The 26,365-nt window shown below is 63.4% G+C and carries 22 protein-coding genes; 13 read left to right on the top strand and 9 right to left on the bottom strand.

The genetic code is table 11. From position 1 onward, the window contains the following. Positions 1 to 108: 108 nt before the first annotated feature. On the top strand, positions 109 to 486 hold the full coding sequence (locus NP534_RS14250; RefSeq protein ID WP_274099137.1) for a hypothetical protein: 378 nt from the start codon (positions 109 to 111) through the stop codon (positions 484 to 486). A gap of 18 nt (positions 487 to 504) precedes the next feature. Here NP534_RS14250 and NP534_RS14245 read toward each other — a convergent pair whose 3' ends face one another. Next, positions 505 to 666 carry a DUF2986 domain-containing protein gene (locus NP534_RS14245; RefSeq protein WP_186660006.1) on the bottom strand — a complete coding sequence of 54 codons (162 nt, stop codon included), beginning with the start codon at positions 664 to 666 and terminating at the stop codon, positions 505 to 507. A 250-nt stretch (positions 667 to 916) separates the two neighbouring features. On the opposite strand from NP534_RS14245, the gene NP534_RS14240 reads away from it, so the two are divergent. From NP534_RS14240 to NP534_RS14230, 3 genes are all read left to right on the top strand, one after another. Then, positions 917 to 2,695 carry a phosphoethanolamine transferase CptA gene (locus NP534_RS14240; protein WP_274099136.1) on the top strand — a complete coding sequence of 593 codons (1,779 nt, stop codon included), beginning with the start codon at positions 917 to 919 and terminating at the stop codon, positions 2,693 to 2,695. A gap of 127 nt (positions 2,696 to 2,822) precedes the next feature. After that, entirely contained in the window at positions 2,823 to 3,485 is a 663-nt protein-coding gene (locus NP534_RS14235) for a TetR/AcrR family transcriptional regulator (protein ID WP_274099135.1), read from the top strand. Between the two features lie 53 nt (positions 3,486 to 3,538). Then, on the top strand, positions 3,539 to 5,062 hold the full coding sequence (locus NP534_RS14230; RefSeq protein ID WP_274099134.1) for an MDR family MFS transporter: 1,524 nt from the start codon (positions 3,539 to 3,541) through the stop codon (positions 5,060 to 5,062). 30 nt (positions 5,063 to 5,092) lie between these two features. Here NP534_RS14230 and NP534_RS14225 read toward each other — a convergent pair whose 3' ends face one another. After that, entirely contained in the window at positions 5,093 to 6,310 is a 1,218-nt protein-coding gene (locus NP534_RS14225) for an MFS transporter (RefSeq protein WP_274099133.1), read from the bottom strand. A 100-nt stretch (positions 6,311 to 6,410) separates the two neighbouring features. On the opposite strand from NP534_RS14225, the gene NP534_RS14220 reads away from it, so the two are divergent. Beyond that, positions 6,411 to 6,998, top strand: coding sequence for a TetR/AcrR family transcriptional regulator (locus tag NP534_RS14220; RefSeq protein ID WP_274099132.1), 588 nt, complete (start codon positions 6,411 to 6,413; stop codon positions 6,996 to 6,998). A gap of 65 nt (positions 6,999 to 7,063) precedes the next feature. Then, on the top strand, positions 7,064 to 7,537 hold the full coding sequence (locus tag NP534_RS14215) for a YMGG-like glycine zipper-containing protein (protein ID WP_274099131.1): 474 nt from the start codon (positions 7,064 to 7,066) through the stop codon (positions 7,535 to 7,537). Positions 7,538 to 7,568: 31 nt separating this feature from the next. Here NP534_RS14215 and NP534_RS14210 read toward each other — a convergent pair whose 3' ends face one another. Beyond that, positions 7,569 to 8,474, bottom strand: a complete 906-nt coding sequence (locus NP534_RS14210) for a LysR family transcriptional regulator (protein ID WP_033697274.1) — start codon at positions 8,472 to 8,474, stop codon at positions 7,569 to 7,571. A 505-nt stretch (positions 8,475 to 8,979) separates the two neighbouring features. On the opposite strand from NP534_RS14210, the gene NP534_RS14205 reads away from it, so the two are divergent. Together NP534_RS14205 and NP534_RS14200 are read left to right on the top strand one after the other, a co-directional pair. Then, positions 8,980 to 9,366, top strand: coding sequence for a VOC family protein (locus NP534_RS14205; RefSeq protein WP_274099130.1), 387 nt, complete (start codon positions 8,980 to 8,982; stop codon positions 9,364 to 9,366). Between the two features lie 83 nt (positions 9,367 to 9,449). Beyond that, positions 9,450 to 10,019: a hypothetical protein gene (locus tag NP534_RS14200; protein ID WP_274099129.1), complete on the top strand. Its 570-nt coding sequence runs from the start codon at positions 9,450 to 9,452 to the stop codon at positions 10,017 to 10,019. A gap of 69 nt (positions 10,020 to 10,088) precedes the next feature. On the opposite strand, the gene NP534_RS14195 is transcribed toward NP534_RS14200, so the two are convergent. From NP534_RS14195 to NP534_RS14180, 4 genes are all read right to left on the bottom strand, one after another. Next, positions 10,089 to 11,768, bottom strand: a complete 1,680-nt coding sequence (locus NP534_RS14195; RefSeq protein ID WP_047583534.1) for an MFS transporter — start codon at positions 11,766 to 11,768, stop codon at positions 10,089 to 10,091. Positions 11,769 to 11,968: 200 nt separating this feature from the next. Next, the gene (locus NP534_RS14190) at positions 11,969 to 12,403 is read right to left on the bottom strand and encodes a VOC family protein (protein ID WP_274099128.1); all 435 of its coding nucleotides are present in this window, start codon (positions 12,401 to 12,403) and stop codon (positions 11,969 to 11,971) included. 76 nt (positions 12,404 to 12,479) lie between these two features. Next, complete coding sequence (locus tag NP534_RS14185) at positions 12,480 to 13,400, bottom strand: alpha/beta fold hydrolase (protein ID WP_274099127.1); 921 nt, start codon at positions 13,398 to 13,400, stop codon at positions 12,480 to 12,482. 216 nt (positions 13,401 to 13,616) lie between these two features. Beyond that, on the bottom strand, positions 13,617 to 16,133 hold the full coding sequence (locus tag NP534_RS14180; protein WP_274099126.1) for a UvrD-helicase domain-containing protein: 2,517 nt from the start codon (positions 16,131 to 16,133) through the stop codon (positions 13,617 to 13,619). Between the two features lie 175 nt (positions 16,134 to 16,308). On the opposite strand from NP534_RS14180, the gene NP534_RS14175 reads away from it, so the two are divergent. The 5 genes from NP534_RS14175 (at position 16,309) to NP534_RS14155 (ending at position 24,110) form a co-directional block, all read left to right on the top strand. Beyond that, positions 16,309 to 17,007, top strand: coding sequence for a pirin family protein (locus NP534_RS14175; RefSeq protein ID WP_274099125.1), 699 nt, complete (start codon positions 16,309 to 16,311; stop codon positions 17,005 to 17,007). A 138-nt stretch (positions 17,008 to 17,145) separates the two neighbouring features. After that, on the top strand, positions 17,146 to 19,947 hold the full coding sequence (locus NP534_RS14170) for an amino acid adenylation domain-containing protein (protein ID WP_274099124.1): 2,802 nt from the start codon (positions 17,146 to 17,148) through the stop codon (positions 19,945 to 19,947). A gap of 96 nt (positions 19,948 to 20,043) precedes the next feature. Then, positions 20,044 to 20,574, top strand: coding sequence for a sigma-70 family RNA polymerase sigma factor (locus NP534_RS14165; protein ID WP_186659984.1), 531 nt, complete (start codon positions 20,044 to 20,046; stop codon positions 20,572 to 20,574). Positions 20,575 to 20,576: 2 nt separating this feature from the next. Then, positions 20,577 to 21,524, top strand: a complete 948-nt coding sequence (locus NP534_RS14160) for a FecR domain-containing protein (protein WP_274099123.1) — start codon at positions 20,577 to 20,579, stop codon at positions 21,522 to 21,524. A gap of 135 nt (positions 21,525 to 21,659) precedes the next feature. Next, entirely contained in the window at positions 21,660 to 24,110 is a 2,451-nt protein-coding gene (locus tag NP534_RS14155; RefSeq protein ID WP_274099122.1) for a TonB-dependent siderophore receptor, read from the top strand. A gap of 85 nt (positions 24,111 to 24,195) precedes the next feature. Here the strand turns inward: NP534_RS14155 and NP534_RS14150 are convergent, their stop codons facing one another. Next, positions 24,196 to 26,046 carry a DUF3857 domain-containing transglutaminase family protein gene (locus NP534_RS14150; protein WP_274099121.1) on the bottom strand — a complete coding sequence of 617 codons (1,851 nt, stop codon included), beginning with the start codon at positions 26,044 to 26,046 and terminating at the stop codon, positions 24,196 to 24,198. A 106-nt stretch (positions 26,047 to 26,152) separates the two neighbouring features. Next, positions 26,153 to 26,365: isochorismatase family protein (locus NP534_RS14145; RefSeq protein WP_274099120.1), on the bottom strand; the 213-nt coding region annotated here is incomplete at its 5' end.

The raw sequence follows: 26,365 nt of genomic DNA, 5'->3' as shown, positions 1-26,365 counted from the left end.
CGAGCACCCGACCCCAAGACAACCATCAAACCTGCCCCACCAGAACTTTTCCCAATTAAAAGGTCTATGTGCTCAGGAAAAATGGTTTACCAGAGGTTGCCTTCGCTCATGAAAATGCATGTCGTACGGTTGATGCTTCTCGGCCTGTTCACCTTCGCGGCGGTGGGCTCGGCATCCGCATCACAAATGAAAACCCCGAACGCTGCCTCGCCTGTCGCAGCCCCTGCCGAATCCCCCTGGCCCAGCGTGGCCAGCCTGGCTGGCGAGCACTCAGCGCCCTTGCTCGCCCATGATGACCGCTACCGGCACGACGACCGTTGGCACGATCACCGAGGCGACTGGCGCCGCGACCAATGGCGCCGGGAACAAGCCCGCCGCGAAGCCGAGCGCCGTCGCGACTGGGAACGCCGGCGGGACTGGGAGCGTCATCATGAGCGGGCGATGCATCACCGCTACCAGGACGACCATCGTTACTATCGCCGTTGATACGTCAGCCCCACTCGCTCAGCTCTGGGCATCTACAACCGCACCCTCGGCAGCTTCGGCTGCCAGCTTCAACCGGTCGGCTTTACTGATGTACTTGGGCTTGCTCTTGGGCGCCAGCTTGGCACTGGCCTTCTTGGCATGTGCCTGCATCAACTGTTTGATCTTTTTACGACGGTTCATATTTCACTGCGCCTGTAGGTCTGGTTACGCTGCCGACATCATACCTGCACGCGTAGCGGGGACCACGGGTTAAGTTATCGCACCCATTACAGGACAGGCGTTGGCGCCCTTGGCAGTTCACGCAATGGCGCAATACGGCTGGGCCTCCTTGCCAACGGCATTGACGTTATTTTCACAGCCTTCAGATTAGCGTCACGCCCTTTCCGGCCGCCCGCACACTGGGTGGCTGCCAAGGTTCAACGAGGCATACGTGTCAGACACTACAACCCCCTCCCCGCGCAAACGGGTGGACTGGGCCGGCCTGGGCTGGCTCCTGCTGTTCTTCTGGTATTTTTCCGGCGTAACCCAAGCGCTGCTGCTGTTCAGCGGCACCACAGGGTTTGCCGGTTTTCGCGATGCGCTGTTCCTCAGCAGCCTGTGGCTGGCCCCGGTGCTGCTGCTACCGCGCTTCACCCGGGCCACTTCGGCGGTCATCGGCCTGGTGCTGTGGGGCGCTTCGCTGGTAGGCCTGAGCTACTTCGGCATCTATCGCCAGGAGTTCTCGCAAAGCGTCATCTTCGTGATGTTCGAGTCCAACACCGCCGAGGCCGGTGAATACTTCAGCCAGTATTTCAGCCTCTGGCTGGGCCTGGCGCTGCTGCTGTACACCGTGGTTGCCGTGGTGCTATGGAAACGCGTGCGCCCGGTCACCTTGCCTATGCGCAGCCGGATCCCGGTGGTTGTCCTGCTGTTGCTGGCCAACCTGGTCTACCCCTTTTACAAGCAAATGGTTACCCAGGAACGCAACTTCCTCGACGCCGCAGAGAAGGTCCAGCAGCGCATGGAGCCCGCCGTGCCCTGGCAACTGCTGGTCGGCTACAAGCAATATCGCCAGCAATTGAACAACATGCAGCAGCTGCTGGCACAGAACGCTGCGCTGCCGCCTTTGCAGAACCTGCGCAACAGCAGCGGTGACGCACCGCGCACGCTGGTCTTGGTGCTGGGCGAATCGACCACCCGCGAGCACATGCACTTGTATGGCTACCCGCGCGATACCACACCGAACCTCGACGCGCTGGCGGCCAGCGACAAGGGCCTGACGGTGTTTCAAAACGTCGTTTCGCCGCGCCCCTACACCATCGAAGTGATGCAGCAGATCCTTACCTTCGGTGACGAACAGCACCCGGACCGCTTCCTCACCGACCCGTCGCTGATCAACCTGATGAAACAGGCGGGCTACAAGACCTTCTGGATCACCAACCAGCAGACGATGACCAAACGCAACACGATGCTGACCACCTTCTCCCAGCAAACGGACGCACCGGTCTACCTGAACAACCAGCGCAGCCAGAATGCCAGCCAGTACGACGAGGTGGTGCTGGACCCGTTCCAGAAGGCGTTGCAAGACCCTGCACCAAACAAGTTCATCATCGTCCATCTGCTGGGTACGCACATGGATTACCGCTACCGTTACCCGAAAACCTACCAGCACTTCACCGATCGCCAGGGCGTACCGGCCAAGCTGACGCAGAGCCAGGCAGAAACCTACAACTTCTATGACAACGCGGTGCGTTACAACGACCACGTCGTCGCCAGCCTGATCAAGCGTTACTCGGCCACTAGCCCGAACGGCTTCCTGCTGTACCTTTCCGACCATGGCGAAGATGTCTACAGCTCAGGCGATCATGACCGCCTGGGGCGCAACGAAGGTGCCCCGACCCGGCCGATGTACACCATCCCGTTCCTGCTCTGGACCTCGCCGAGCTGGCAGGCGGCCCACCCCCGCGACCTGCAGGCCATGGACAACCGCCCCTATAGCAGCTCGCACCTGATCCACACCCTGTCCGACCTGGCCGGGCTCAGCTACGACCACTACGAGCCGGCAAAAAGCATCGTCAGCCCGCAGTTCGTGGTGGCGCCGCGCTGGATCGGTGACCCTTACCGCAACAACGGCCTGCGCGAGTTCGACAAACTGCCCCAGGACAAGGCCGTACGGGTACAGGAAACCGCCAGCAGCGCCAAGCCACAGCCGGCCAGCAACCTCAACTGAGGCCAGCCCGAAAACCCGTGGGAGCGGCCTTGTGCTGCTCCCGAAGCGCACTTAAATTAAATTTAAATTGATTTTAGATTAAGCCTGATCCAAGCTCGGTGCACTCATCCATAGCGCAGAGCCAGCCATGCCCGCAGCCCCACGAGAACCACGCAAGGACGGCGCCGTCACCCGCACCCGGATCCTCGAATCCGCAGGCGAACTGTTCGCGGCGCTCGGTTATGCCGACACCAGCAACAAGGCAGTTGCCGCCAAGGCCGAGGTTGATCTGGCGTCGATCAACTACCACTTCGGCAGCCGCAATGGCCTGTACCTGGCCGTGCTCGACGAAGCCCGTCAGCGCTTTGTAGATATCAGCGACTTGCAACGGATCACCCAGAGCACGCAACCGGCAACGGAAAAATTGCGGGTACTGGTGGAGCTGGTCGTTCGCAAGGCCACCCAGGCCAGGGACAACTGGCACCTGCGCGTATTGGCCGCCGAAATCCTTGCCCCCAGCCCCCACGGCCAGGCCCACCTGCAAGCCGCAGCGCCGCTGAAGCTGTCGCTGCTCAAAGGGTTGTTCAGCGAGATTACCGCCATCCCCGTGGACGACCCCGCCCTCACTCGCTGCATCCTCTGCGTCACGGCGCCGTGGGCAATGCTGCTGATCGGCCCGCGCGGCGGCTCCGGGGCCCTGCACGAGATTCTGCAGATGCCCGGCGACGTGGTTGCGGCCCAGCTCTACAGCTTCGCCCTGGCCGGCCTGCAGGAAGTTGGCCGCCAGCATGCCCCGCTCAACGTCAACTGACAGCGCACGGACCGCGGCCCCCCAGAACGCCTCACTCTGTTCAGGTCAGCCCCATGCAATCGACATCCGATAACACCTCCCGCGCCACGCTCACCGAAGCGGATGCGCAAACATCCATCCCTCTGCTGCTGGGCGCGCTGATGCTGGTGATGTTCCTCGCCGCCCTCGACCAGACCATCGTCTCGACCGCGCTGCCGACCATCGTCAGCGACCTCGGCGGGCTGCGCTGGCTGTCCTGGGTGGTCACCGCCTACTTGCTTGCTTCCACGGTCGTGGTGCCGCTGTACGGCAAGTTCGGTGACCTGTACGGCCGCAAGCGCGTGCTGCAGATTGCCATCATCCTGTTCCTGCTGGGCTCGGCGCTGTGCGGCGCAGCACAGGACATGGCCCAGCTGATTGCCTTCCGCGCCCTGCAGGGCTTGGGCGGCGGCGGCCTGATGGTGGTGGCCATGGCGGCTATCGGCGATGTCATTGCGCCGGCCGAACGCGGCCGTTACCAAGGCCTGTTCGGCGGTGTATTCGGCCTGGCAACGGTGGTGGGCCCGCTGATCGGGGGCTTTCTGGTAGAGCATCTGTCCTGGCACTGGATCTTCTACATCAACCTGCCCCTGGGCCTGCTCGCGCTGTTGGTGATCGGCAGCGTATTTCGCCCTCACGTGGCCAAGGTCAAGCACGTGGTCGACTACATCGGTGCGTTCTTTCTGACGGTGGCCCTGGCGGCACTGGTGCTCATCACCAGCCTGGGCGGCAGCCTGTTGCCCTGGGCCTCGCTGGATGTGCTGTGCCTGTCGCTGTTCGCCCTGATCGGCCTGGTCGGTTTCGTTGTCGAACAGCGCCGCGCCGCCGAACCGATCATGCCGCTGCACCTGTTTCGCCATCGCACCTTCGTGCTCGCCGGTCTGATCGGTTTCATCGTCGGGGTGTCGCTGTTCGGTGCGGTGACCTTCCTGCCGCTGTACATGCAGGTGGTCAAAAACGCCACGCCGACCAGCGCCGGCCTGCAGATGCTGCCGTTGATGGGTGGCCTGCTGGTGGTGTCGGCGATTACCGGGCGGTTGATCAGCCGCTGGGGCCGTTACCGGCTGTTCCCGATCATCGGCACCTTGCTCCAGGTCATCGCCCTGGGCCTGCTCAGCCGGCTCGACCTGAACACGCCCATGGCGCTGATGAATCTCTACATGGGCCTGCTGGGCGCCGGCTTGGGCATGGTCATGCAGGTGCTGATCCTTGCCGTGCAGAACAGTGTCGAACCGCGCCACATGGGCGTGGCGACGTCCGGCGCCACGTTGTTCCGCTCCATCGGCGGCGCCATCGGGGTGTCGCTGTTCGGCGCGCTGTTTTCCCATGCGTTGCTGGGGCGGCTGTCCGGCGACTTTGCAAGCCAGGCCGGGGCAGCGGCAAGCTTGTCACCGACGGCGGTGCATGCACTGCCCGCAGCCTTGCAGCAGGCCTACCTAGAAGCGTTTTACGCCGCCATGCATGAGGTGTTTCTGCTGGCCTGCCTGATTACCGGCGTGGCTTTCGCCCTGTCCTGGCTGCTGCGTGAGGTGCCGCTGCGTAAAGCCGCCAGCGCTTGAGCGATGCAGTGTGACTATCGACCGGTGCTATCAACCGGTGCAAGCGCCTGGCAGTGCCGCACCGGCCACCGCGCCCAGGCGCCGGTAACTGCACAGCGCAACCAGTGCAACGGCAACCCCTGCGGACACGGCCAGCTGGTAGCCCGCCGTGGCCCCCAGCAGGTCGACCACCTGCCCTGAGGCCAAAGCCCCCAGCGCGACGCCGACATTCAGCCCGGCCAACAGCCAGGTCATGCCTTCGGTGAGCTGGTGCGCGGGCACGCTGCGCTCCACCAGCGACATCGCCACGATCAGGGTCGGTGCGAAGAACAGGCCTGCCAACAGCACCGCCCCTGCAAGCGCGAAAACGCTGCTTGCCAGCAGCAACGGCAGGGTCGTCGCTGCCGTCGCCAGGCCGCCGAGCAGCAACAGCCGGTGCGGCGGCATTGGCAACTTCAAGGCACCGAACACCAGCCCCGCCGCGCATGAGCCAATGGCGTAGCACGCCAGCACCAGGCTGGCCGCGGCCGGCATGCCGGCCTGTTCGGCAAATGCCACACTGACGATATCGACGCTGCCCACGATCACCCCCATGGCCACCATCAACAGTGCCAGCAGCCGTACCTCCAAGCGCCGCAACACCGACCCCTGGCCATTCGAAGCGCCTGCGTCTGCGTCCACCGCTGGCTCGGTGCCGGTTTGAACGACCAGCGCGAACACCCCGATCGCCAGCAGCACCGCCGCAGCCAAGGGCCCGGCCTGGGGCGACAGCCCCACGCACAGCCCTACCGACAGCGGTGGCCCGGCGATGAAGGTGAGCTCGTCGAGTACCGTTTCCAGGGAATAGGCCGTCTGCAACTGCGGTGTGCCCCGGTAGAGCGCCGTCCAGCGTGCACGCACCATCGCCGACAGGCTGGGCATCGAGCCCGCCAGCGCCGCCCCGATGAACAGACTCCAGTCGGGCGCCTGCCACCCGCTGCAGGCCAACAGCAACAGTATGCCCACCACACTCAAGGCGGCGGCGGCGGGCAGCACTCGACGCTGGCCATACCGATCGACCAGGGCGGACACCTGCGGCGACATCAGCGCATAGGTCAACACGAACGTCGCCGCCACGGCGCCCGCCAAGCCGTAGCTGCCGCGCAGTTGCGCCAGCATGGTGATGATGCCGATGCCCATCATCGGCAAGGGCAAGCGAGCCACCAGGCCAGCCAGGGCGAAACCTGTCGCGCCTTTGGCCTGGAACAGTTCGCGGTAAGGGTTGAGCATTCGATTCTCCTTATCGAAAAACGGCTTACATACGAACCGTATGATTAAAACCCTATTATCATACGCACTGAATGTAAAGCCGCATTTACCAGGAGGACCGATGGTCAGACGCACCCAAGCCGACATGGAGCAAACCCGCGCCACCCTGTTGCAGACTGCACGCCAGGTCTTCAGCACGCGTGGTTACGGTGAAACATCGATGGATGACCTGACTGCCCAAGCCAACCTCACCCGCGGCGCCCTTTATCACCATTTCGGCGACAAGAAGGGCCTGCTGGCGGCAGTGATCGAGCAGATCGATGCAGAAATGGATGCACGGCTGCATGCCATTTCCGACACCGCCAGCAACCCTTGGGACGGGTTACGCAGCCGCTGCCGGGCCTACCTGGAGATGGCTCGCGAGCCCGAAATCCAGCGCATCGTGTTACGTGACGGGCGTGCCGTGCTGGGCGCGCCCACGCCGCAAGCGCAACTGCATTGCGTTGCGTCGTTGCGCGGCATACTGCAACAGTTGATGGAGCAAGGCGTGATCGCCCAGGCCAGCCCCCAGGCGCTGGCATTGCTCATCAATGGAGGCCTGGCCGAGGCGGCCTTCTGGATTGCCGAAGCGCAAGGCCAGCACCAACGGCTGGAGCAGGCCCTGGCAGCCATGGAGTTGATGCTCGAAGGCCTGCGCGCTGGCAACTGATGACTCACCGGCAGGCCTTGCAGGGGCTATCCTGTGAAAGGGGGTCACGCCACAGGAGGTGTGCCATGCGTTCGTTCACGTGGAGTTACCTGCTGGTGCTGCTATGCACAGCGCCTGCCGTCCAGGCGCAGACAGTGGTGCCGCTCAAGGGCCAGAGCAGCCAGCAGATGCAACAGGACATCAATGAGTGCAATAGCGTCGCCACCAATGCCGCCAACAGCACAGCGACCTCTAGCGATGCCCACGTCGGTGGCCGGGTCCGCGGTGCCGCGGCAGGTGCGGCCGCGGGTGCGGTAGGTGCGCAGGTGCGTGGCAATCAGCATGACGAGGTGTATGACCGAGCCAGTGACGATGCCAAGCAGGCGTACCGACAGAACCGTGCCGGTCAAACAGCCGCCGCCGGGGCTGCGGTCGGTGGCATGCGCCAGCGCCAGGATCGGCGAGAGGATCGGCGCACGCAGGACCAGGCGCAGAGCTCGGCCCATGCCAGCGCGTACAGTGGCTGCTTGCAGGGGCGCGGGTATCAACTCAACCCTTGACCCTCAGGCAGGGCCAGCCCAGCGGCGCGCATTAGAACTTGGCCAGTTCTTCACGGCAGAACTCCACAAACAGCTGCGCCGGTTTGGTCAGCTGTACCCGCTTCAAGCGGGCTGCCGCCAGCCCTGACAACGCCACCGGCTCGGCGATGTCCACCATCGCCAGGCGCTGCCCGTCGTAGGTGCACTCCGAATGCGGGCGTGTCACCAGCAACGAAAAGCCGAACCCCTGCCCAACCATGCCGCGCACCATCTCGATCGACGGCGAGCTGAAGACGATATTGGGGGTCAGCCCCATTTCGTTGAACAGGCTGACGAAGTAGGTACGGCTAGGCGCCACGTCCAGCAGAATCATTGGCTCGGGGCAGAGGTCGCGCAGCGACACTTGGCTTTGCCCGGCGAAGCGATGCTTTTCGGGCAACAGCACATAGGGTTTTTGCGGGGGCATCAGTGGCTCGGCCTCGATCGTGCCATCCAGATCGTGGTCGTAGAGAAACACAAGGTCGAAGGTGCCGGCGGTCAGGCCCTGGATCAGGTCCTGCTGCTCGCCATCGCGCAGGCGGATATCGACGCCCGGGTAACGCTCGCGAAAACCGGCGATCAGCCGCGGCAGGTAAAGCGGCGCCACCGTTTCGAAACAGCCGATGTCGATCTGCCCGGCCACGGTATCGTTGTCAGCCAGTGCGTTCTGCTCGAACTCGTGGGCCATTTGCAGCAGCGATTTGGTCTTGGCGTAGAAGCGCTTGCCACTGGGGGTCAACGACACGCCCTGGGCGTGGTGGCGGATGAACAACTGCACGCCAAAGCTTTCTTCCAGGCTCTTGATCGCCGTGGAAATCGACGGCTGGGCGATGTACAGCTGGCGCGAGGCCTCGGCGACGCTGCCGGCCTCCACGGTGGTGACGAAATACTTGAGTTGTCGCAAGGTATAGGAAGCCACAGGTACCTCTCTGGCGCCGTCTGGGCGCTCTGGGATTTTGCCTGTCACTGTAACGTGCTACCTGGTTGCCGGGGCATCGGGCGATGAAGGATTTACCTATGGCTTGAACATGTTTTTAGTGGGGAACGCCGGGCGCTCCCCTTGCAGGCCTCACTCAAACTCGACGTTCGCACACACGCAGTCGTCTCCGATCTGCTTGTAGCCTGGCTCGCAGGCCATACCGACAACAGGCGCCACCCCCCTCTTGCGCCTTGAGAGCGTTGGTTGAGGCTGGGTTATCACGCGCTGTTCGAGCGGGTCCTCGGGTGGTATTTGATTGTTAAAGTCTTCTTGCATGGTCATGTCTCCGGGCTAGTGTGCCTTGCCCCACCGACGCTACAATCTTCTCGCCTCTGTACCCACCGGGAAATGCAACTGGCACTGCATCACCTCGAACATACCACTGGTCAAATAGGCCCAAGGGTCTTTACTGAAGGGAACGAGCCCCAGCAAACGGTGTGTGCCTATGAAGATCGTGGTCACCAGCATCCTTGTCGACGACCAGGCCAAGGCCTTGGCTTTCTATCACTACGTGCTCGGCTTCATGCCCAAACATGACATCCCCCTGGGCCGGCACCGCTGGCTGACCCTCACCTCACCTCACGACCCCAATGGCGTCGAGCTGCTGCTCGAACCCGATGCCCACCCCGCAGCCAAGGTGTACAAGGCAGCGCTCAAGCAAGACGGCATACCCGCCACTTCATTCGGCGTGCGCGACATCCAGGCCGAGTACACCCGGTTGTGCGCGGCCGGCGTGCAATTCACCCAAACCCCCACAGTGGTGGGGCCGGTCACTGTGGCAGTGTTCGACGACACCTGCGGCAACCTGATCCAGATCGCCCAGAAACACTAGCGACCGCCCGCCCGGCGGGCATATGTGGCCCGCCCTCCGCTAGCGTTGCGATTGCTCACTTGCGCACCTGACAAGGAAAACAAATGCGCCACGAATTCAGTGAAGTCCTCAACGACCTGATCGATTACTTCCTGGTCGGCGACATCCAGCTACTCGAACGCTTCAAGCAGGAAAACGGCCTGGCCGACGACCTGGCCCACGCGTTCACCCATGACGACAGCGGCGATCAGGCAGTGCGCGAAGGCGTGGTGCTACCCATGGCGGGCATCGACAACCTGCCCTACCGGATCATCTTCACCCTCGATGGCCACACGCCCGCACTGCGGGAACCGGGCAGCCGGCTGAAGCATCAGCGTTCTGGGTATGTACTGCATGTCGAGCACCGTGCGGTGATGCTTTATACCTGGCGCATCCTGCAGCACTTCACCAACAAGGCCCTCGGCGACCTGCTGGCACGCTACCAGGCGCCGGGGCGGCCGATCATCGAGCTGGAAAATGGCTGGTACGACGTGGAGGTGCTCGGCGGTGCGGTGGTGCGCGACGGGCTGTACGAGCCGGCGTTCGAGTTCGTCTTGAGCAAGCGCTGGAGCCGGGCTGAAGCCGCAGAGGTAGATACCGGGTACGCCTTTACCCTGCGGGGCTATTTCGACTGACGCCACTTCCCTTCATACGCCCTTGCAGGAGCGCCCGTGCCAGGGCGCTCCTGCATACAGCGACAGTGATCAGGTGTGGCTGATGTCCCGGTCCTTGGTCTCCGGCATGAAGAAGATCCCCAGCACCGCCGTCATCAGCGCGATCACGATCGGGTACCACAAGCCGTAGTAGATATCCCCGGTTGCCGCCACCATGGCAAACGCCACGGTCGGCAGGAAGCCGCCGAACCAGCCGTTGCCGATGTGGTACGGCAGCGACATCGAGGTGTAACGGATGCGCGCCGGGAACAGCTCCACCAGCCAGGCCGCAATCGGCCCGTAGACCATGGTCACGTAGATCACCAGGATGGTCAGCAGCAACAGCACCATCGGGTAGTGGATTTTCGCAGGGTCGGCCTTCTCGGGGTAACCCGCCTCTTTCAGCGCGCCGCCAAGGGTGGCGGTGAAGGCATCATTCTGCGCCTTGAAGTCGGCCGCGGCCAGGCTGCGGCCGTCAAAGCTCGGGATCACCCGCTCGCCGATACGGATCTGCGCCACACTGCCAGGCTCGGCCTTTTCGTTGGAGTAAGGGATCGCGCGCTTGGCCAGCACGCTCTTGGCAAGGTCGCAGGAACTGGTGAATTTGGCCTTGCCCACCGGGTCGAACTGGAACGCGCACTGGCCGGGGTCGGCCACCACCACTACGGGGTTCTGCTCCTGAGCGACGAACACGTCGGGGTTGCCGTACTCGGTCAGCGCCTTGAAGATCGGGAAGTAGGTCAGCGCAGCGATGATGCAGCCAGCCATGATGATCTTCTTGCGCCCGATGCGGTCCGACAGGCTGCCGAAAATGATGAAGAACGGCGTGCCGATCAGCAGCGAACCGGCAATCAGCAGGTTGGCGGTCTGTGGGTCGATCTTCAGTGTCTGCAACAGGAAGAACAGCGCATAGAACTGCCCGGTGTACCACACCACGGCCTGGCCGGCGGTACCGCCGAGCAGCGACATGATCACCACCTTGAGGTTCTCCCAGCGGGCGAACGATTCGGTCAGTGGCGCCTTGGACGCCTTGCCCTCGGCCTTCATCTTCAAGAACACCGGCGACTCGTTGAGCTGCATACGGATGTACACCGAGATGGCCAGCAACAGGATCGACAGCAAGAACGGAATGCGCCAGCCCCAGGCTTCGAAGGCCTCGGTGCCCATGGCCGTGCGGCAAGCCAGGATCACCAGCAGCGACAGGAACAGCCCCAAGGTCGCGGTGGTCTGGATCCAGGCGGTAAAGAAGCCACGCCGGCCCTTGGGCGCATGTTCGGCCACGTAGGTTGCCGCCCCTCCGTATTCACCGCCCAGTGCCAGGCCTTGCAGCAGGCGCAGGGTGATGAGGATGACCGGCGCGGCCACGCCGATCGTCGTATAGCTGGGCAATAACCCGACCAACGCGGTGGACAGGCCCATGATGACGATGGTGATCAGGAAAGTGTGCTTGCGCCCGATCAGATCGCCCAACCGGCCGAACACGATGGCGCCGAACGGCCGCACGGCAAAGCCTGCGGCAAACGCCAACAGGGCGAAGATGAACGAGGTGGTCTCATTGACGCCGGCAAAGAAGTGCTTGGCGATGATCGCGGCCAGTGAGCCGTACAAGTAGAAGTCGTACCATTCGAACACTGTGCCCAGGGACGAGGCGAAGATGACCTTGCGCTCCTCCCGGGTGATACCGCGTTGGGGCGCGCTACTGCCCGTGGATGCGCTGTCGATAACCGCCATGGGTTGCCTCCGTCTTGTTGTTATCCCAGGCCGGAGCACCTCACACCCATTTCACCGTCGCACCCAGGCCCTAGGGCTTGCATTGGTTGCGCGAAGCACGACGAGGCGGGCCGCCTCGGATCGCAGCAAGGTATCTGAAGCATAATCGGCTTTACCGGGATATCCACTCGCCGTGATGGCGAACTGGCACAACGGGCGCGTCATTGCCTTTTCGGCGCCTCAGGCGACGGAATCGGCCCTTTGAGCTCGACCTGGTTGCCGTCCGGGTCAAAGCAATACAACGACAACCCCTCGCCCTCGGCGCCGTAGCGCTTCTCGGCAGGCTCCACCTGCACCCCCGCAGCGCGCAGGTGAGCGGTCAGTGCCTGTTCATCGAAGGGTTCGATACGCAGGCAGAAATGATGCAGGTTGCGCCCCTCTGCGCCCGGCGCAGCGCCACCGGGCTGCTCCAGCACACCGTCCAGCGTGACCAGGTCGATCATCGCCGCACCCGTGGCCAGGTGGACCATGCCCAGGTCTTCACGCACCCTGCTGACCGTGCAGCCGAGCACATCCACATAGAAGGCGATGCTGCGCGGCAGGTCGCTGACCCGCAGCACAAGGTGGTCGATGTGCTTGATGGCGAACGGTCGCATGTCGGAGCTCCTTGTGGCGTCTGCGCGAGGTGAACTGCCACCATAGCCCAGTACCCGGCGCGCTGGCCATTGCCCGCTACTCGTTGACCAACCGCTGCAGTACCCCGCCTTCGTGCCGCGCCAACAACCTCAAAAGCTGATCGACCAGGGCCCGATCGGGCGCCTCCAGGTGAAAGTGGTGCCCGCCGGGGTGCCAGGAAACCTTGGCATGGCTGGGCACGGCCGCCTCACGCTGGGTAAAGGCGTTGCCGCTGAAAGCGCCCTGCCGACCGAACATCAAATACAGCGGGCAGCGGATCTGGCTGAGCAGGTCACAGGCTTCGCGCTCGGTCAACGGCATGGGCTCGGGCAGCACCAGGCGCGGGTCGTGGCGCCAGCAATAGCCATCGCTGAGCTGCAACAGGTCGCGTTGCGCCAGCAGCCGTGCGGCGCCCTCCGACAGCTCGCCATCCAGGCGCGTGCGCCGCTGCTCCAGGGCAGAGGCGAGGCTGTCGAAACGGCCCGCATCGGGCTCGGAAAAACCCTGCAACTGGCTACGCTGAACCATGCGCTTGAGCCGATAAGCGCGGGCCAGGTGCTGTACGCGGTCATCTTCGGCGACCGTAAACGGCGCTCCCATACCATCGAGGAAAACCATACTGGCGATACCGCTGGTCATGGCCGCCAACAGCGATGCGACGCCGGTGCCCATGCCGTGCGCCAGCACATGAAATTGCGCCAGGCCCAGGGCGTCGGTCACCGCCAGCATGTCCTCGGCGTGCTCCCACAGGTAGTAGCCACTGTCGTGGCGACGATGGTCCGAACGGCCATGGCCGACCAGGTCGGGGGCCACCACGAAACAGCCATCGAGCATCGGTGCCAGGCGCTCGAACGAGGCGGCGTTGTCCAGCCACCCATGCAGGGCCAGCACGGGAATGCCGTCCTCCGGGCCCCAGCAGCGTATGGCAATCTGGATGCCATTGAGGTCAAGCAGGTGATCCTTGGGTGTTGCACGCATGGGTACGCTTCCTGACTTGAAGCCTGGCACGACCACACCAGGCCGAATACGCCGCCGGCCTCCTTCGAAGCAGATCGCCAGCGACAACCCTTGCGCCGGGCCGCACGGGGCTCCGACAGGTTACCTTGGCGTAACGGCAGGCGACTGATTGGCCCGTTACCGACTGTGACTTAGCCGTCACCGACCCTCAGGCTCAAACCCGTGCACCCATGCACGTCACTGGCCGCGCAGGTCCTCGAAGAAGGCCTGCCGGCCATCCACCTGGCCCGACGCCCGGGGCGCCGCCGGCGCTTCGCTATTGGCCGCTTCCACATGCCAATAGCAGTGCCTGACCGCACGCGTGACCGCCACGTAGGCCAGCCGCTGGACCTCTTCCTTCTGCGCCGTATCGAATGCCTGGGCATCACCGGGCTTACCAAGGCCGGCCAAGCGATACACCTGGTTCTTGTAGGGCGAACTGGTCAGGTATTGGCAATCGCCGAGCATGAACACCGCATCGGCCTGCAAGCCTTTGGCGCTGTGATAAGTCAGCTGCCGCAGCCGACGCTGCTCGGCGGGCAATCCAGCCTCGGCGTGCAGCACCGCTTGCAGGTGTTCGTTCATCAGGGCTTTGTCGCTGCCCTTGCGGTACAGCATCATCACCGACTCGCCACGTTGATAATGCTCGATCAGGGTCTCGCCCAGCGCCGCCTCATCACGGTCGAACACCTTGACCGGCGAGCCCGGCAACTCGGCTGCAGGCCCACTGGCCCGGGCCTTCTTGCCGGTGATCGCCGGGGTGCCCTTGACCAGGAACTCGGCAGCGTCGATCACCTGCTGCTGGCAGCGGTAGTTCTCGACCATCATCACCCGGGTGTTGGCCGGCGACACGAATGCCTTGGTGAACTCCATGAAGTACTTCGGCGAACTGCCGCGCCAGCCATAGATCGATTGCCAGTCGTCCCCCACACACAACAGCGAGGAATGCTGGGCATTACGACCGGTATGCATCGACGGCCCGCGCCGGCGGATCTCGGCAAGGCTGGCACGCAGCCAGCTGACGATCTGCGGCGAAACGTCCTGGAACTCGTCGATCATCAGGTGCGCCAGCGGCCTGAGCAAGGGGTCGGGCAGCAGTTGCAGGTTTTCCGGGTTGTTCTCGCCAAACAGGGCGAACATGCGGTTGTAGCTCATCACCGGTGGCGACTGGCTCAGCAGATGTGCCTCCAGGGCTTTCCAGTACAAGGCCAACGCTTCGAAGAACAGGCCGTCGCTGTCGCCTGCCGGGAAGCTCATCGCCGCCACTGCGTTATTCACGTCAAGGCCCAGGTTTTCGATGAAGTTGGCGGCGCCGACAAAGGCGTCGAGCAGCGGTGCCGGGGCCAGTTCACCCTTGACCTTGTATTCGAACCCGGGGCCGGCCACCGCATCACCGGCCAGGGACGCAGCCAAACGCCGGGCGGCTGCATAGTTGTCCAGCCAGATCAGGGGCTTGTCGCAGAACGCCTGCAACAGGGTGCGCTTGACCGCCCACTCGGCACGCACCGCCAGCTTGGCGCCGGGGCGCTGGTACTGCGCGCTCTCTGCGGGGTCGAAGCCCAGCACCACCCAGGCACCCTGCCCCTGCAGGCGGCCATGCACATGGAAGCGGCTGCCGCGGATTTCGAGCGTGTCGCGGCACGGCTCGATGCCCTTGATCGGCCAGGCACCTGCGGCGAACCACAGGTCCTCGATCACATCGCACAGCTCTTCGTCGCGCTGGGCGGCCAACTGCGTCACCTGCGCACGCTTTTGCACATCGGGGTGGTTGGGGTCCAGCGGCTTGAGCTGCAACGCCTCGCTGCGCAACAGGCCAACAAGCTCTGCGAAACGCGGGTTCTCGCCCAGCAAGGTGCTGTAGCAGAGGTTGAGCTGCTGGCGTTGCGCATCGTTCAGGCGTAGGTCGAACGGGTTGCTCTCGGCCTCGGCCTCACGGCCGGCCGGCATCTCGTTGCCCAGCGTCTCGAACGCACGCACCTGGCCAAAGCCTGGCAGGCTGCGTACCAGCGGCAAGATGCGCGAATGGAAGGTGCGCACCAGCTCACGGGCAAGCGCGGGCTGCAGGTCGATCTGCCACAAGGCGAACACCTGCAACAGGCGCTTGATGAAGTCTTTGCGCGACTCGCGGGTGAAGGTGACCACGGTCATCGCATCCAGCTCGTAGCCCAGGTAATGGCGCAGCAGCAGAATTCGCAGTACCAGCGAGGTCGACTTGCCCGCCCCGGCCCCGGCCACCACACAGGTGGAGGGGGTGTCGCTGAAAATCAGCTTCCACTGCGCCGCACTGGGTTGCGCTTCGGCCGGCAGGCGCTGCGCCACATCAGCCTTGAAGCGCTTTTTCAGTTCGGCGGTCAACGGCAGGCGCCAGTCGTCGAAGAGGTTGTTGTCCTGGCCGGGCACGGCGGCGGTGTCGGGGCGGGTATCGCGAATGACCAGCACCTGTCGCCCCGCCTCGTAGCCTTCTACCCGCCCGCGCTCGAAGCCTTCACGTACACCGTCTTCATGGCCACTGCGCTGCCCCGTGGCATGGCCGAGGAACCAGGAGTCGCGATGCTGGGCTTGCAGGCGGCTCAGGCCTCGGCCCAGCAGGCGGGCGGCCAGGCGGCGAAACCACGGTAACTGGGCAGGTGGGGTCAGGTCGGCAGGCGCCTGGGGATGCTCGTGGGCCACGGTCACTCCGATGGAAAACAAATCAGCGTGCCATGTTCGCCGCATCTACTAAAAATCACCAGCGAATGCTTGCAGATCAGTGGATTAGGCGATGAAACGGATAAAACACCGCACCCAGAACAATCAATTTAATTGATTATATTTAGCCGATATTTACGCTTATTTTCGATCTTTCTTTGAAGCATCATGGCCCCATTCCACCCCTTCAAGGAGCACGACCATGCTGCAACTGCGACCCTTCGAAAGCCTCGGCCACGCCAACCACGGCTGGCTCGATGCCCATCACCATTTCTCGTTTGCCGAGTACTACGACCCCGCCCGCATGCACTGGGGCAACCTGCGAGTCTGGAACGACGACCTGATTGCGGCTGGCAGCGGTTTCCCGTCGCACCCGCACCGGGACATGGAAATCATCACCTATGTCCGTGAAGGCGCGATCACCCACCAGGACAGCCTGGGTAACAAAGGCCGTACCGAAGCGGGTGATGTGCAGGTAATGAGTGCAGGCTCCGGCATCGTCCACAGCGAGTACAACCAGGAGGACGTCGACACGCGCATCTTCCAGATCTGGGTGGTGCCTGAGCGGGTGGGCGAGGCGCCGACCTGGGGTAGCCGGCCCTTCCCTAAAGGGGAACGTGGCGAAGGCTTCGTGACCCTGGCCAGCGGGCGTGCAGGTGACGAAGACAGTTTGCAGATTCGTACCGATGCACGGTTGGTGGCTGCGACGTTGCAGGCGGGGGAAAGCGCCGAGTACCGCTTTGATGCCGGGCGCCGTGGTTATCTGGTGCCGGCCAAGGGGGTAGTGGAGGTCAACGGCGTGCGCGTCAACGCACGTGATGGGCTGGCCGTCGAGCAAGAAGCAGTGTTGCGGGTTACGGCCATCGAAGACAGCGAGATCGTGCTGGTGGATGTTGCCTGAGGATCTGGGGCTGCGAAGCGGCCCCAAAATTCCGCCTCAACACAATCACCGCAGGGGCATTGGCGCCAAACGCCAGCCTGCACTAGCGTTGTGCTATCCAGCCAACCCCCTGCCGTTGATGCGGAGCAAACACCCAACATGCCGGATATGCGCCCGAACCCGACGCAGAACCTGGAATATCGCGCCGAGCGCCCGATCTTTCACGCCTTTGTTGAGCAAGCAAAGCACTCGCCCGATGCCACCGCCATCATCGCCCACGACGCCACCTGCAGCTACGGCCAGCTAGACCGCATCAGCCAGGGCATTGCCACGTACCTGCTGGAAAACGGCGCCAATGGCACCGATCGGCTGGTAATCGTCGCCAGCCGTGGTGCCGCGCTGGTGTATGCCATGCTCGGCGCCTTGCGCGCCGGCCTGACCTTCACCGTGGCCGACGCCGCTTACCCTGCTGCGCGCATTGCGCAGATCATCCGCACCCTCGAACCTGCCTTTGTCTTGCGCTGTGGCGATGCCCAGGTCGAGCCAGGCCTTGCCCGCACCGTCAACGTGCCGCCCTGCCCCGACCAAGCACTGCAACACATCGCCAGCAAGCAGTCGCCCCTGCCTGAGGTTAGCCCCGCGCAACCGGCCTATATCACCTTCACCTCTGGCAGCACTGGCGAACCGAAGGGCATCGTCACCCACCACGCGCCCCTGGTGCATTTCATCGACTGGCATGTGCAGCAGCAGGGTTTTACCCGGGGCGACTGTTTTTCCCTGCTCTCGGGCCTGGGCCACGACCCGGTCTACCGGGACGTGTTCACGCCGTTGTCGATCGGCGCAACGGTCGTCTGCCCGGCCCAGGCAACCCTGACCGACCCGTCGCGCCTGGCCGCCTGGATACACCACCACGGCCTGTCGGTCATCCACCTGACCCCGCCCCTGGGCAAGCTCATCGAAACCGGCGCGCGCATGAACGGGCAGGTGTTCGAGCGCCTGCGCTACCTGTTCTGGGGCGGCGATGCACTCAGCCCTACGCTGTACCAGCAGGTGTGCGCGATTGCGCCCAACGCCAGCAGTGTGAATTTCTACGGCACCACCGAAACGCCACAGGCCATGGCGTACCACCCACTCGACCCGGGCGCCGACAACAGCCGCATCCCTTTGGGCAAAGGCATAGACGGCGCGCAGCTGTTGATCATCGATGAAGCCAACCGCCTGGTCGAAGCAGGCGAAGTCGGGGAAATCCTGATCCGCAGCCCCTACCTGTCGCTAGGCTATTGGGGGGACCCGGCACTGTCCGGGGAAAAGTTCCTGGCCAACCCCTTCACCGGCGCCCAGGCCGACCGCTGCTACCGCACCGGCGACCTCGGCACTTACCTGGCCGATGGCAGCGCCAGCTTCCTGGGGCGCGGCGACAGCCAGGTGAAAATTCGTGGCCACCGCATCGAACTGGCGGAAATTGAAAATGCCCTGTGCCAGCATCCACGCATCAAACAGTGCGTGGTGCTGGCCAACCACGACAACGCGACGGTCAGGCTGGTTGCCTATTGCGTTGCCGAGCAACCCGTAGCCACCGCTGAACTGCGCCAAGCCATGGCGGGCATGCTGCCCGACTACATGGTGCCGGCGATGTTCCTGTTCGTGCCCGGCATCCCCCTCACACCCAACGGCAAGGTCGACAAACGCGCCTTGCCAGCGGCGTTCGACGGCAGCGACACCCTCGACAACGCGGCCACGCAGCCACTGTCACCGCTCGCCCTGAAACTGACCGACGCCTGGTCACAGATCCTGCAAGCCCCGCGCATCGATGCCCGGCTCAGCTTCGTGGAGCTCGGCGGCGATTCCTTGTCGTTCGTGCGCGCGTCGATGGTGCTGGAAGAACTGATCGGCCACCTGCCGGATCGCTGGGAAATGATCCCGGTCCAGGACCTGGCCGAACTGGCCGAGCAGCACAGCAAGGCCTCGAAGTGGTCGATGCGGGTCATGGAGGTGCCGGTTTTCCTGCGGATGATCGCCATCATCCTGATTGTGGTTGGCCACCTGGAGGTGTTTTCCGAATGGCGGATCGCAGGCGAAACATCGGTGTTGTTCCTGATCTCTGGCATCAGCCTGGCCAGGTTCCAGTTCAAGGCCATCGACGAGCGCGGTGACGCCCGTATGCTGGTCAAGTCGGTGGCAGCCATCGCGGTGCCGACCATTGCCTATACGGTGTTGGTTCAGGCGCTGTTCGACCAGGTGCATTGGCAATCGCTGCTGTTGATCTCCAACTGGTTCCCCCCCGACAAGGTCGGAATTTTCACCTACTGGTACATCGAAGTGCTGGTGCAGATGATCCTGGTCATTGGCCTTGTGTTGTCGTTCAAACGCGTGCGCAAGGCGATCCTTGCCAACCCGTTCCGCTGGCTGACCATGGCCGCCTGTGCGCTGGTGGTGGCGGATCTGCTGCTGAGCCATTTCGTCTTCGACGCCACGGCCTTGCTCAACCGCGTGCCCCAGCATTACCTGGCGGTGATGGTGCTGGGCATGGCGATTCACTACGCCGACTCGACGCTGCGCAAAGGGGTCGCCAGTGCAGTGGCGGTGCTACTGATCGCCGAGCTGGACCTGGTGGCCATTGCCGGCATCGGCTGGCAGGCGTTTGCCAGCTACATCGATATTGCCCTGCCGGCGATGCTCGCCTTGATCTGGTTCCGCGCTGTGCCCGTGCCGGGCGTGGTCGCCAGGGCGGGGGCGATGATCGCGTCGTCGACCTTGTTCATCTACCTGACGCACTTTCAGTTCCAGTCGCTGGCGCGCCACATCTACGATCAGCCGTTGTTCGCGGTGGCCCTGGCGCTAGTCGGTGGCGTGGTGCTGAGCTACTGCTGGAACACCCTGCTGCGCGGCGTACTGACACGCTGGCACGAGGGCAGGAAGGCGCGCGCAGCGCAGGCCTTGGCACGCGCGACCTCCTCTTGAACAAGGCACTGCCCGCCCGCTGGTGATTGCCAAGCCTGAAACACTTTGCATAAAATGCGAACCATTAACATTTGCAACTCTTTTCAGGCGGCATGGATGAGCACCCCGGACGTAGCCCTCAATTCCCAGGTCAGCCAGCTCTACCGTGCGCAGAGCAAATGGCTGCACGGCTGGCTGACACCTCGGGTCAACTGTACCCACCTGGCCGCGGACCTGGTCCAGGACGTGTTCGTTCGCGTGATGACGGCCGCCGATGCGGCGGCCAAGCTCGAAGCGGTCCGCGAACCCAAGGGCTACCTGGCCACGATCGCCCGTCGCCTGATGATCGACCACCTGCGCCGGGTGCACCTGGAGCGGGCCTGGCTGCAGGTACTGGCCGAGCAACCCGAAGCCTTGGATATCTCGGCCGAACAACGCTTTTCGCTGCTGCAAACGTTGTTTGAACTGGATGCGATGCTGGCAGCGCTTGGCGCCAATGTGCGGGAGGCGTTCTTGCTGTCGCAGGTCGATGGCATGCCGTACAAACGCATCGCCGCCCAGTTGGGCGTTTCTGAAGTGACGGTGCGCCGCTACATTGCCAAAGCGGCGGAACACTGCATGATCTATAGCCTGACCCACGGCCAGTGAGCATGGCTTTGAGTGCCGAGCAGCGCACAGCCCTGCGTCAGGCCGCGCATTGGTACAGCCAGCTCAACAGCGGTGAAGTGCAGCCCAGCGACCATAGCGCCTGGCAGTCATGGCTGAACGCTGCGCCCGCCAATGCCTGGGCCTGGCAGCAGGCCGAGCGTTTGCAGACCCGCATGAGCGCACCCCCTGCCCCGGCCACCAGCCGTGTACTGTCGCTGGCGGCGCATGGCCGCCACGCCACCCGCCGCCGCGTGGTCAAGGCCGGGCTGGTACTGCTGGGTGGCAGTGCACTGGGCTTGGGTAGCTATCGCGAACTGCAGTATTCACCGTTGCTGGCTGATGTACGCAGTGGCGTGGGTGAACAGCGTTCACTGACCCTGAAAAACGGCAGCACGCTGCTGCTCAACAGTGCCTCGGCAGTTGATATCGATGACACCCGCGAACAGCCGTATGTGCGGCTGCGCCAGGGCGAGATCATGGTCGAGGTGCCAGAGCAGCAACGCTGCAGCGTGGTGACCCGGCACGGCAGCATCGCGGCTGGCCACAGCCGCTTTTGCGTGCGGCTGTTCGATGACGCCAGCAAGCTCGATGTGTTTGGCCAGCAGGCACGTGTGACGCTTGCCTCAGGCCAGGCCATGGAGGTGCACGGCGGCCAGAGCTGCCAGTTCGATGGCAAGGGCTTTTCGGCTGTGCAGACGCTGGCCAACGCCGCAGACGCCTGGAGCAGAGGCTTGCTGATCGTCAATGACCAACGCCTGGACACCTTCGTCACCGAGGTTTCACGGTACCGGCCAGGTTGGCTGCACTGCGCGCCGTCGGTGGCCGGCCTGCGCATCAGCGGCACCTACCGGCTCGATGATACCGAACAGATCTTGCGGGCACTGGCTACCTCCTTGCCGGTGCAGGTGCAGCGCCGCACGCGTTTCTGGGTGACGATTACTGCGGCTTGAGTGGTATTTTGGGGCACCTCGACATTTCGCCCTCCCCCAAAAAAAACCACCATGCCTGATCACTTTCGCGCGGCTCATCCGACTCATAGGTAACCCCAGCTGTGGCTGCCTCTTTACCTTTCCGAGACCTCGACGATGACCTGCCGCTTCACTCTCAGGCCCTTCAGCGCGCCAGACCTGCGCACCTGCCTGCTGCTGACTGTTTTGCTCGGTGGGCCAGGCGCAGCCTGCGCCGCGCAAGCGCATGACTACCACCTGCCGCAAGGGGACCTGGGCGAAACGCTAACCCAGTTCGCTGCAGACTCCGGCATTGTGCTGTCGTTCGACACCCAGTGGACACGCGGTAAACGCTCGCCGGCCTTGAATGGCCAGTACCCGGTCGACCAGGCCCTGCAGATTCTACTCAGCGGCACAGGCTTGCAGGCCGTCAAGGAAAGCGACGGCCGCTACTCGCTGCTGCTCACCACCCAGCAGGGTGACGTGGTGGAACTGGCCCCCAGCCGCATCGACGGCCAAGGCCTGGGCAACATCACCGAAGGCACTGGCAGCTACACCACCGGTGGCTCCACCACCGCGACCAAGCTGCCGCTGACCCTGCGCGAGACGCCCCAGTCTGTCAGCGTGATTACCCGCCAGGCCATCGACGACCACGGCTCGCAAGACATCGGCGAAGTGCTGCGCAACACCCCCGGGGTTTCGGTGCAGGCGTATGACAGCGAGCGCATGGAGTATTCCGCGCGCGGCTTTGCCATCACCAACTACCAGTACGATGGCGTCAACACCATCTATGACGGCGTCTACGACGAGGGCGCGACCCATGTCGACATGGCCGCCTACGACCGCGTGGAAGTCATCAAGGGCGCAACCGGGCTGATGACCGGCTCCGGCGACCCCTCCGCCACGGTCAACCTGATCCGCAAGAAGCCTACCCACGACTTCAAGGCCTCGATCACCGCCAGCGCCGGCTCCTGGGACAATTACCGCACCGAAGGTGACATTTCCGGCCCGCTCAATGCCACCGGCAGCGTGCGCGGCCGCTTCGTCGGCGCCTACCAGGACCGCAAGTCGTACCTGGATCACTACAAACAGAAGAAGGATGTCTACTACGGCATTCTCGAAGCCGACCTGACGCCCGATACGCTGCTCACCTTCGGCATCGACAACCAGACCACCACCCCGCGCGGCTCGTCCTGGACCGGTAACCCGACATACTTCTCCGACGGCAGCCGCACCGACTTCTCGCGCTCGCACAACCCGGGGGCCGACTGGAGCCGCCGCGATTTCCAGTCCACCACCTACTTCGGCTCGCTGGAGCAGGCGCTGGCCAACGACTGGAAGGTCAAGCTCAGCCTCAACCACATGATCAGCGACCATGACACCCGCCTGGCATCAGCCAGTGGTGGCAACCCCGACGCCACGACCGGCGAAGGCATGTTCTTCTATTGGGGGCGTTGGGAAGGGCATCGTGTACAGAACACCGCAGACCTGAGTGTGTCGGGGCCCTTCACCCTGTTCGGCCGTCAGAATGAGCTGGTCGCAGGCTTCATGACCTCGCATTCGCGCCTGACCGGCGACACCTACGACGGCAGTGCCTTCGCCCAGGTACCGGGCTCGATCTTCGACTGGAACGGCAAGGTTGCGGAACAGGACTTCCCGAAGAACGGCGACTACACCACCACCCAGAGCCAGAACGGCGCTTACGTGGCCACACGCCTGAAGCCGACCGACAACCTCTCGGTGATCCTCGGCACCCGGGTCAGCACCTTCAAGTACAACGACGACCAGGACTACTACCCGACCTCGCCCCTGGATGACACCCACGCCAGCTACAAGCAGCACGGCGTCGTCACCCCTTACGCCGGCGTGGTCTACGACCTGGACGACACGTACTCGGTGTACGCCAGCTACACCTCGATCTACCAGCCGCAAGTCTACAAGGACGTCAGCGGCGCCACCCTCGACCCGGTGGAAGGCGATGGTTATGAGGCAGGCCTCAAAGCCGCCTATTTCGATGGCAGGCTGAACGCCACGCTGGCGTTCTTCCGTATCGAGCAAGACAACGTCGCCTCCTCGGTGGGCACCAACCCGGTCACCAACGAAGGCATCTACACCGCCATCGACGGTGCCACCACCCAGGGCGTCGAGCTGGAACTGGCAGGCGAACTGGCCCCGGGCTGGAACATCACCGCCGGTTACACCTACGCCCGTACGCGCGACGCTGACGACAACCGCCTGTTCGGCTTCCCGCTGGCGACCACCAAGCCTGAGCATGTGGCGCGGCTGTTCAACACTTACCGGCTGCCCGGCGCATTGGACCGCATCACCGTCGGCGGTGGGCTGCGTTGGCAGAGTGGGTTCTACGGCAGCATCTACAGCCCGGCCGCCAACGACTACACACGCATCAAGCAAGGCGGTTACACCCTGGTGGACCTGATGACCCGCTACCAGTACAGCGAGCACCTGAGCTTCACGGTCAATGCCAACAACGTGTTCGACAAGGTGTACCTGACCGGGCTTGGCAACTTCGGCACCACCTACTATGGCGAGCCACGCAACCTGATGGTCACTACCCGCTGGGACTTCTGAGCAAGCCCCCACCTGCAGCGCCCCTCATAAATCAATGGCTACGTATTGATCCAGGAGGCGGCGCTGCAGGTGCGGTCAGATCGGGCTAGCTGGCCTGTACGATGATCTGGCTCTGCAGGTCCCTGACCATGGCCTCGATGGCCGGCTTCATGGCGGCAAAATCCTCAGGTGAGCAGACCACATCCGGGCGGCTGAACTTGAAATGCCGCTCGATCACTACGGCATTGCCCTCCTTGGCGTAATGCGCGCTGTACTCAACGTTGGCGTCCTGCAGACGCACCTGTTTAGGGATCGCCAGCACATTGACCTCAGGCGGGAATTCGAAGCGCGACTTTTCCACGGTGTCATTGGAAATGCACACGAAGCGCTGGCTGCGCTCCTTCTCCATGGCAAAGCTGTAGACGTTCTGCGAGATACCCCCCACCAGGCTGCTCAAGGCCACCATGCCCACAGGCCCTGGCAGGTTGACGAGGTTTTCCGTGCGCCCATCGACGGCGCTGACAAAGTCGCCATTGGCGTTGCTCGGGCGCACCTCGAAGGTACCGCTGCCACGCTGCCCATAGGCACCGAGTACCTTCTCGACGAGCAGGTCGCGGTCCGCCGGTTTCATCGATTTCACACCGTAGCGGCTGACCTCGCTGGCCCAGCCTTGCACGGTTGCGACGTTGGTGAAGTCTGCGCCACCATCGCCCTTGACCTTGAACTGCAAGTCACTGGAAACCTTGTTGAGCTGGATGGCCGGGGTTCGCCCGAACTCACCCGTCGCGGTCAGCAGCACCCGCTTGTTCAACACGGTCAACGGCAGGTAGCCTGCGGCGATCGATGGGTCGGTGGAGTCCAGGTACAGGTCCAGGCTCGGCACATAGGTGATCACATGGTTCAACACGCCCAGAGCGGGCACCTTGGGGAACACGTAGGCGTTGCCCAGGTTGATCAGGGCCGGCGTACTTTTGATACCCGCCGCCGTCAGCAGCGCCTCAAGCAGGGCAACATGGTCCTTGCAGTCACCGTAACGGTTGTCCAGCACGGTTTGCGCCGCGTGTGGCACTACCCCGCCAGCGCCGACATACACGGCGACATAACGGATGTTTTCACGCACCCAGTCACTGAGCGTCAGCGCCTTCTCCCGCGTGGTGGGCAAATGGGCCGTGAGGCGTTGCGCCAGCTCGCGGATCGGTGCCGTGACCTCGACCTTGGCGCGTGCCTGGTAGGCCTCGGCGAACGCTTTGAAATCGGTGAATGTCGAAACCGCCAGGTAGTGCCCGTAGTCCAGGTAGGACACCGCACTCGCCTCGATCCGCGCACGGTCCGCCGGCACGTAATCCCAGCGATAGACCTTGCGCCCTGGCGCAGCCGCCGGCAGCGACGTCTTGAAGTTGCGCGCATCAGCCTGCAGGGGCATGCCCTCAGGCATGTCATAGATGAGCGTGAACTGCCCGACCGGGTGGAATTCCGGCACGGTGATGTCTTCGAACTGGCCAGGGAACAGCGGCGTGAAGCGGTTGCGCTGATAACGCAGCACCAGGCGGTCCCCCACCGCAACCTCAGGGAAGATGATCACCTTGTTGACGCTGTCCTGGAACATCGGCGCCTGCGCGGACGCCTGCTCCTGCTGCTCCTTGATGTGCGCGGCATCCACCATCACCTTGCGCCCATCGGGCTTTTGCGTGTACGCCTCGATCACATCCAGGGTTTCCAGCGACCGGTTGTAACTCACCGGGCGCTGGGCACTGGCATTGATCGCGCGCTCTTCATTGATCAACAGCACACTGTCGACGTCCAGGCGATTGCTGCCATCCTTCTGCACCACGAAGGTCTGCTCGACCTTTTCCAGGGTCGCGGAGTGGTCGGTGCCGTCGGTGAAGGCGTGCGCCAGGGCGCACCAGTTCATGGCAACCGGCAGCAACACAGCCACAAGGTAAGACTTTTTCAGCATGGAGATCCTTCTCGATCCAGGTGTATCGAAGTTGTCGTCAATCGACAATGATACTCATTGACGAATAACGATAGCAAAATGATTGCACCGCTAGCGCCATTTGCCCTCACCCGTGCAGCGAGGCCAGCACTTGAGCAGCGGTCGTCACTTGGCCAAAGTGATGCTTCCACAGGTCGATGCCCAACTGCCCGGACCTGTCCAGCGACGACCCTACCGTCATGTCGGTCACCAGCGTAGGCGCCAGCCCAGCATCGAACAGGGCGAAGCCAGCGGCAAGCACGCAGGTTTCGGTTTGCATGCCGCACACCAGATCGGAAGA

Origin of the sequence: Pseudomonas sp. 39004 (assembly GCF_028682155.1) — a bacterium.
Lineage (GTDB): Bacteria > Pseudomonadota > Gammaproteobacteria > Pseudomonadales > Pseudomonadaceae > Aquipseudomonas > Aquipseudomonas capeferrum.
Note: the sequence above shows the minus strand (reverse complement) of the source record. Positions and strands in the feature narration are given on the sequence as shown.

What these genes read in the sequence shown, in the direction of transcription:
- NP534_RS14250 (WP_274099137.1), top strand. Translation starts at nt 109, where the DNA reads ATGAAAATGCATGTCGTACGGTTGATGCTTCTCGGCCTGTTCACCTTC.
- NP534_RS14245 (WP_186660006.1), bottom strand. Translation starts at nt 666, where the DNA reads ATGAACCGTCGTAAAAAGATCAAACAGTTGATGCAGGCACATGCCAAG.
- NP534_RS14235 (WP_274099135.1), top strand. Translation starts at nt 2,823, where the DNA reads ATGCCCGCAGCCCCACGAGAACCACGCAAGGACGGCGCCGTCACCCGC.
- NP534_RS14230 (WP_274099134.1), top strand. Translation starts at nt 3,539, where the DNA reads ATGCAATCGACATCCGATAACACCTCCCGCGCCACGCTCACCGAAGCG.
- NP534_RS14225 (WP_274099133.1), bottom strand. Translation starts at nt 6,310, where the DNA reads ATGCTCAACCCTTACCGCGAACTGTTCCAGGCCAAAGGCGCGACAGGT.
- NP534_RS14220 (WP_274099132.1), top strand. Translation starts at nt 6,411, where the DNA reads ATGGTCAGACGCACCCAAGCCGACATGGAGCAAACCCGCGCCACCCTG.
- NP534_RS14215 (WP_274099131.1), top strand. Translation starts at nt 7,064, where the DNA reads ATGCGTTCGTTCACGTGGAGTTACCTGCTGGTGCTGCTATGCACAGCG.
- NP534_RS14205 (WP_274099130.1), top strand. Translation starts at nt 8,980, where the DNA reads ATGAAGATCGTGGTCACCAGCATCCTTGTCGACGACCAGGCCAAGGCC.
- NP534_RS14200 (WP_274099129.1), top strand. Translation starts at nt 9,450, where the DNA reads ATGCGCCACGAATTCAGTGAAGTCCTCAACGACCTGATCGATTACTTC.
- NP534_RS14195 (WP_047583534.1), bottom strand. Translation starts at nt 11,768, where the DNA reads ATGGCGGTTATCGACAGCGCATCCACGGGCAGTAGCGCGCCCCAACGC.
- NP534_RS14190 (WP_274099128.1), bottom strand. Translation starts at nt 12,403, where the DNA reads ATGCGACCGTTCGCCATCAAGCACATCGACCACCTTGTGCTGCGGGTC.
- NP534_RS14185 (WP_274099127.1), bottom strand. Translation starts at nt 13,400, where the DNA reads ATGCGTGCAACACCCAAGGATCACCTGCTTGACCTCAATGGCATCCAG.
- NP534_RS14180 (WP_274099126.1), bottom strand. Translation starts at nt 16,133, where the DNA reads ATGCGGCGAACATGGCACGCTGATTTGTTTTCCATCGGAGTGACCGTG.
- NP534_RS14175 (WP_274099125.1), top strand. Translation starts at nt 16,309, where the DNA reads ATGCTGCAACTGCGACCCTTCGAAAGCCTCGGCCACGCCAACCACGGC.
- NP534_RS14170 (WP_274099124.1), top strand. Translation starts at nt 17,146, where the DNA reads ATGCCGGATATGCGCCCGAACCCGACGCAGAACCTGGAATATCGCGCC.
- NP534_RS14165 (WP_186659984.1), top strand. Translation starts at nt 20,044, where the DNA reads ATGAGCACCCCGGACGTAGCCCTCAATTCCCAGGTCAGCCAGCTCTAC.
- NP534_RS14160 (WP_274099123.1), top strand. Translation starts at nt 20,577, where the DNA reads ATGGCTTTGAGTGCCGAGCAGCGCACAGCCCTGCGTCAGGCCGCGCAT.
- NP534_RS14155 (WP_274099122.1), top strand. Translation starts at nt 21,660, where the DNA reads ATGACCTGCCGCTTCACTCTCAGGCCCTTCAGCGCGCCAGACCTGCGC.
- NP534_RS14150 (WP_274099121.1), bottom strand. Translation starts at nt 26,046, where the DNA reads ATGCTGAAAAAGTCTTACCTTGTGGCTGTGTTGCTGCCGGTTGCCATG.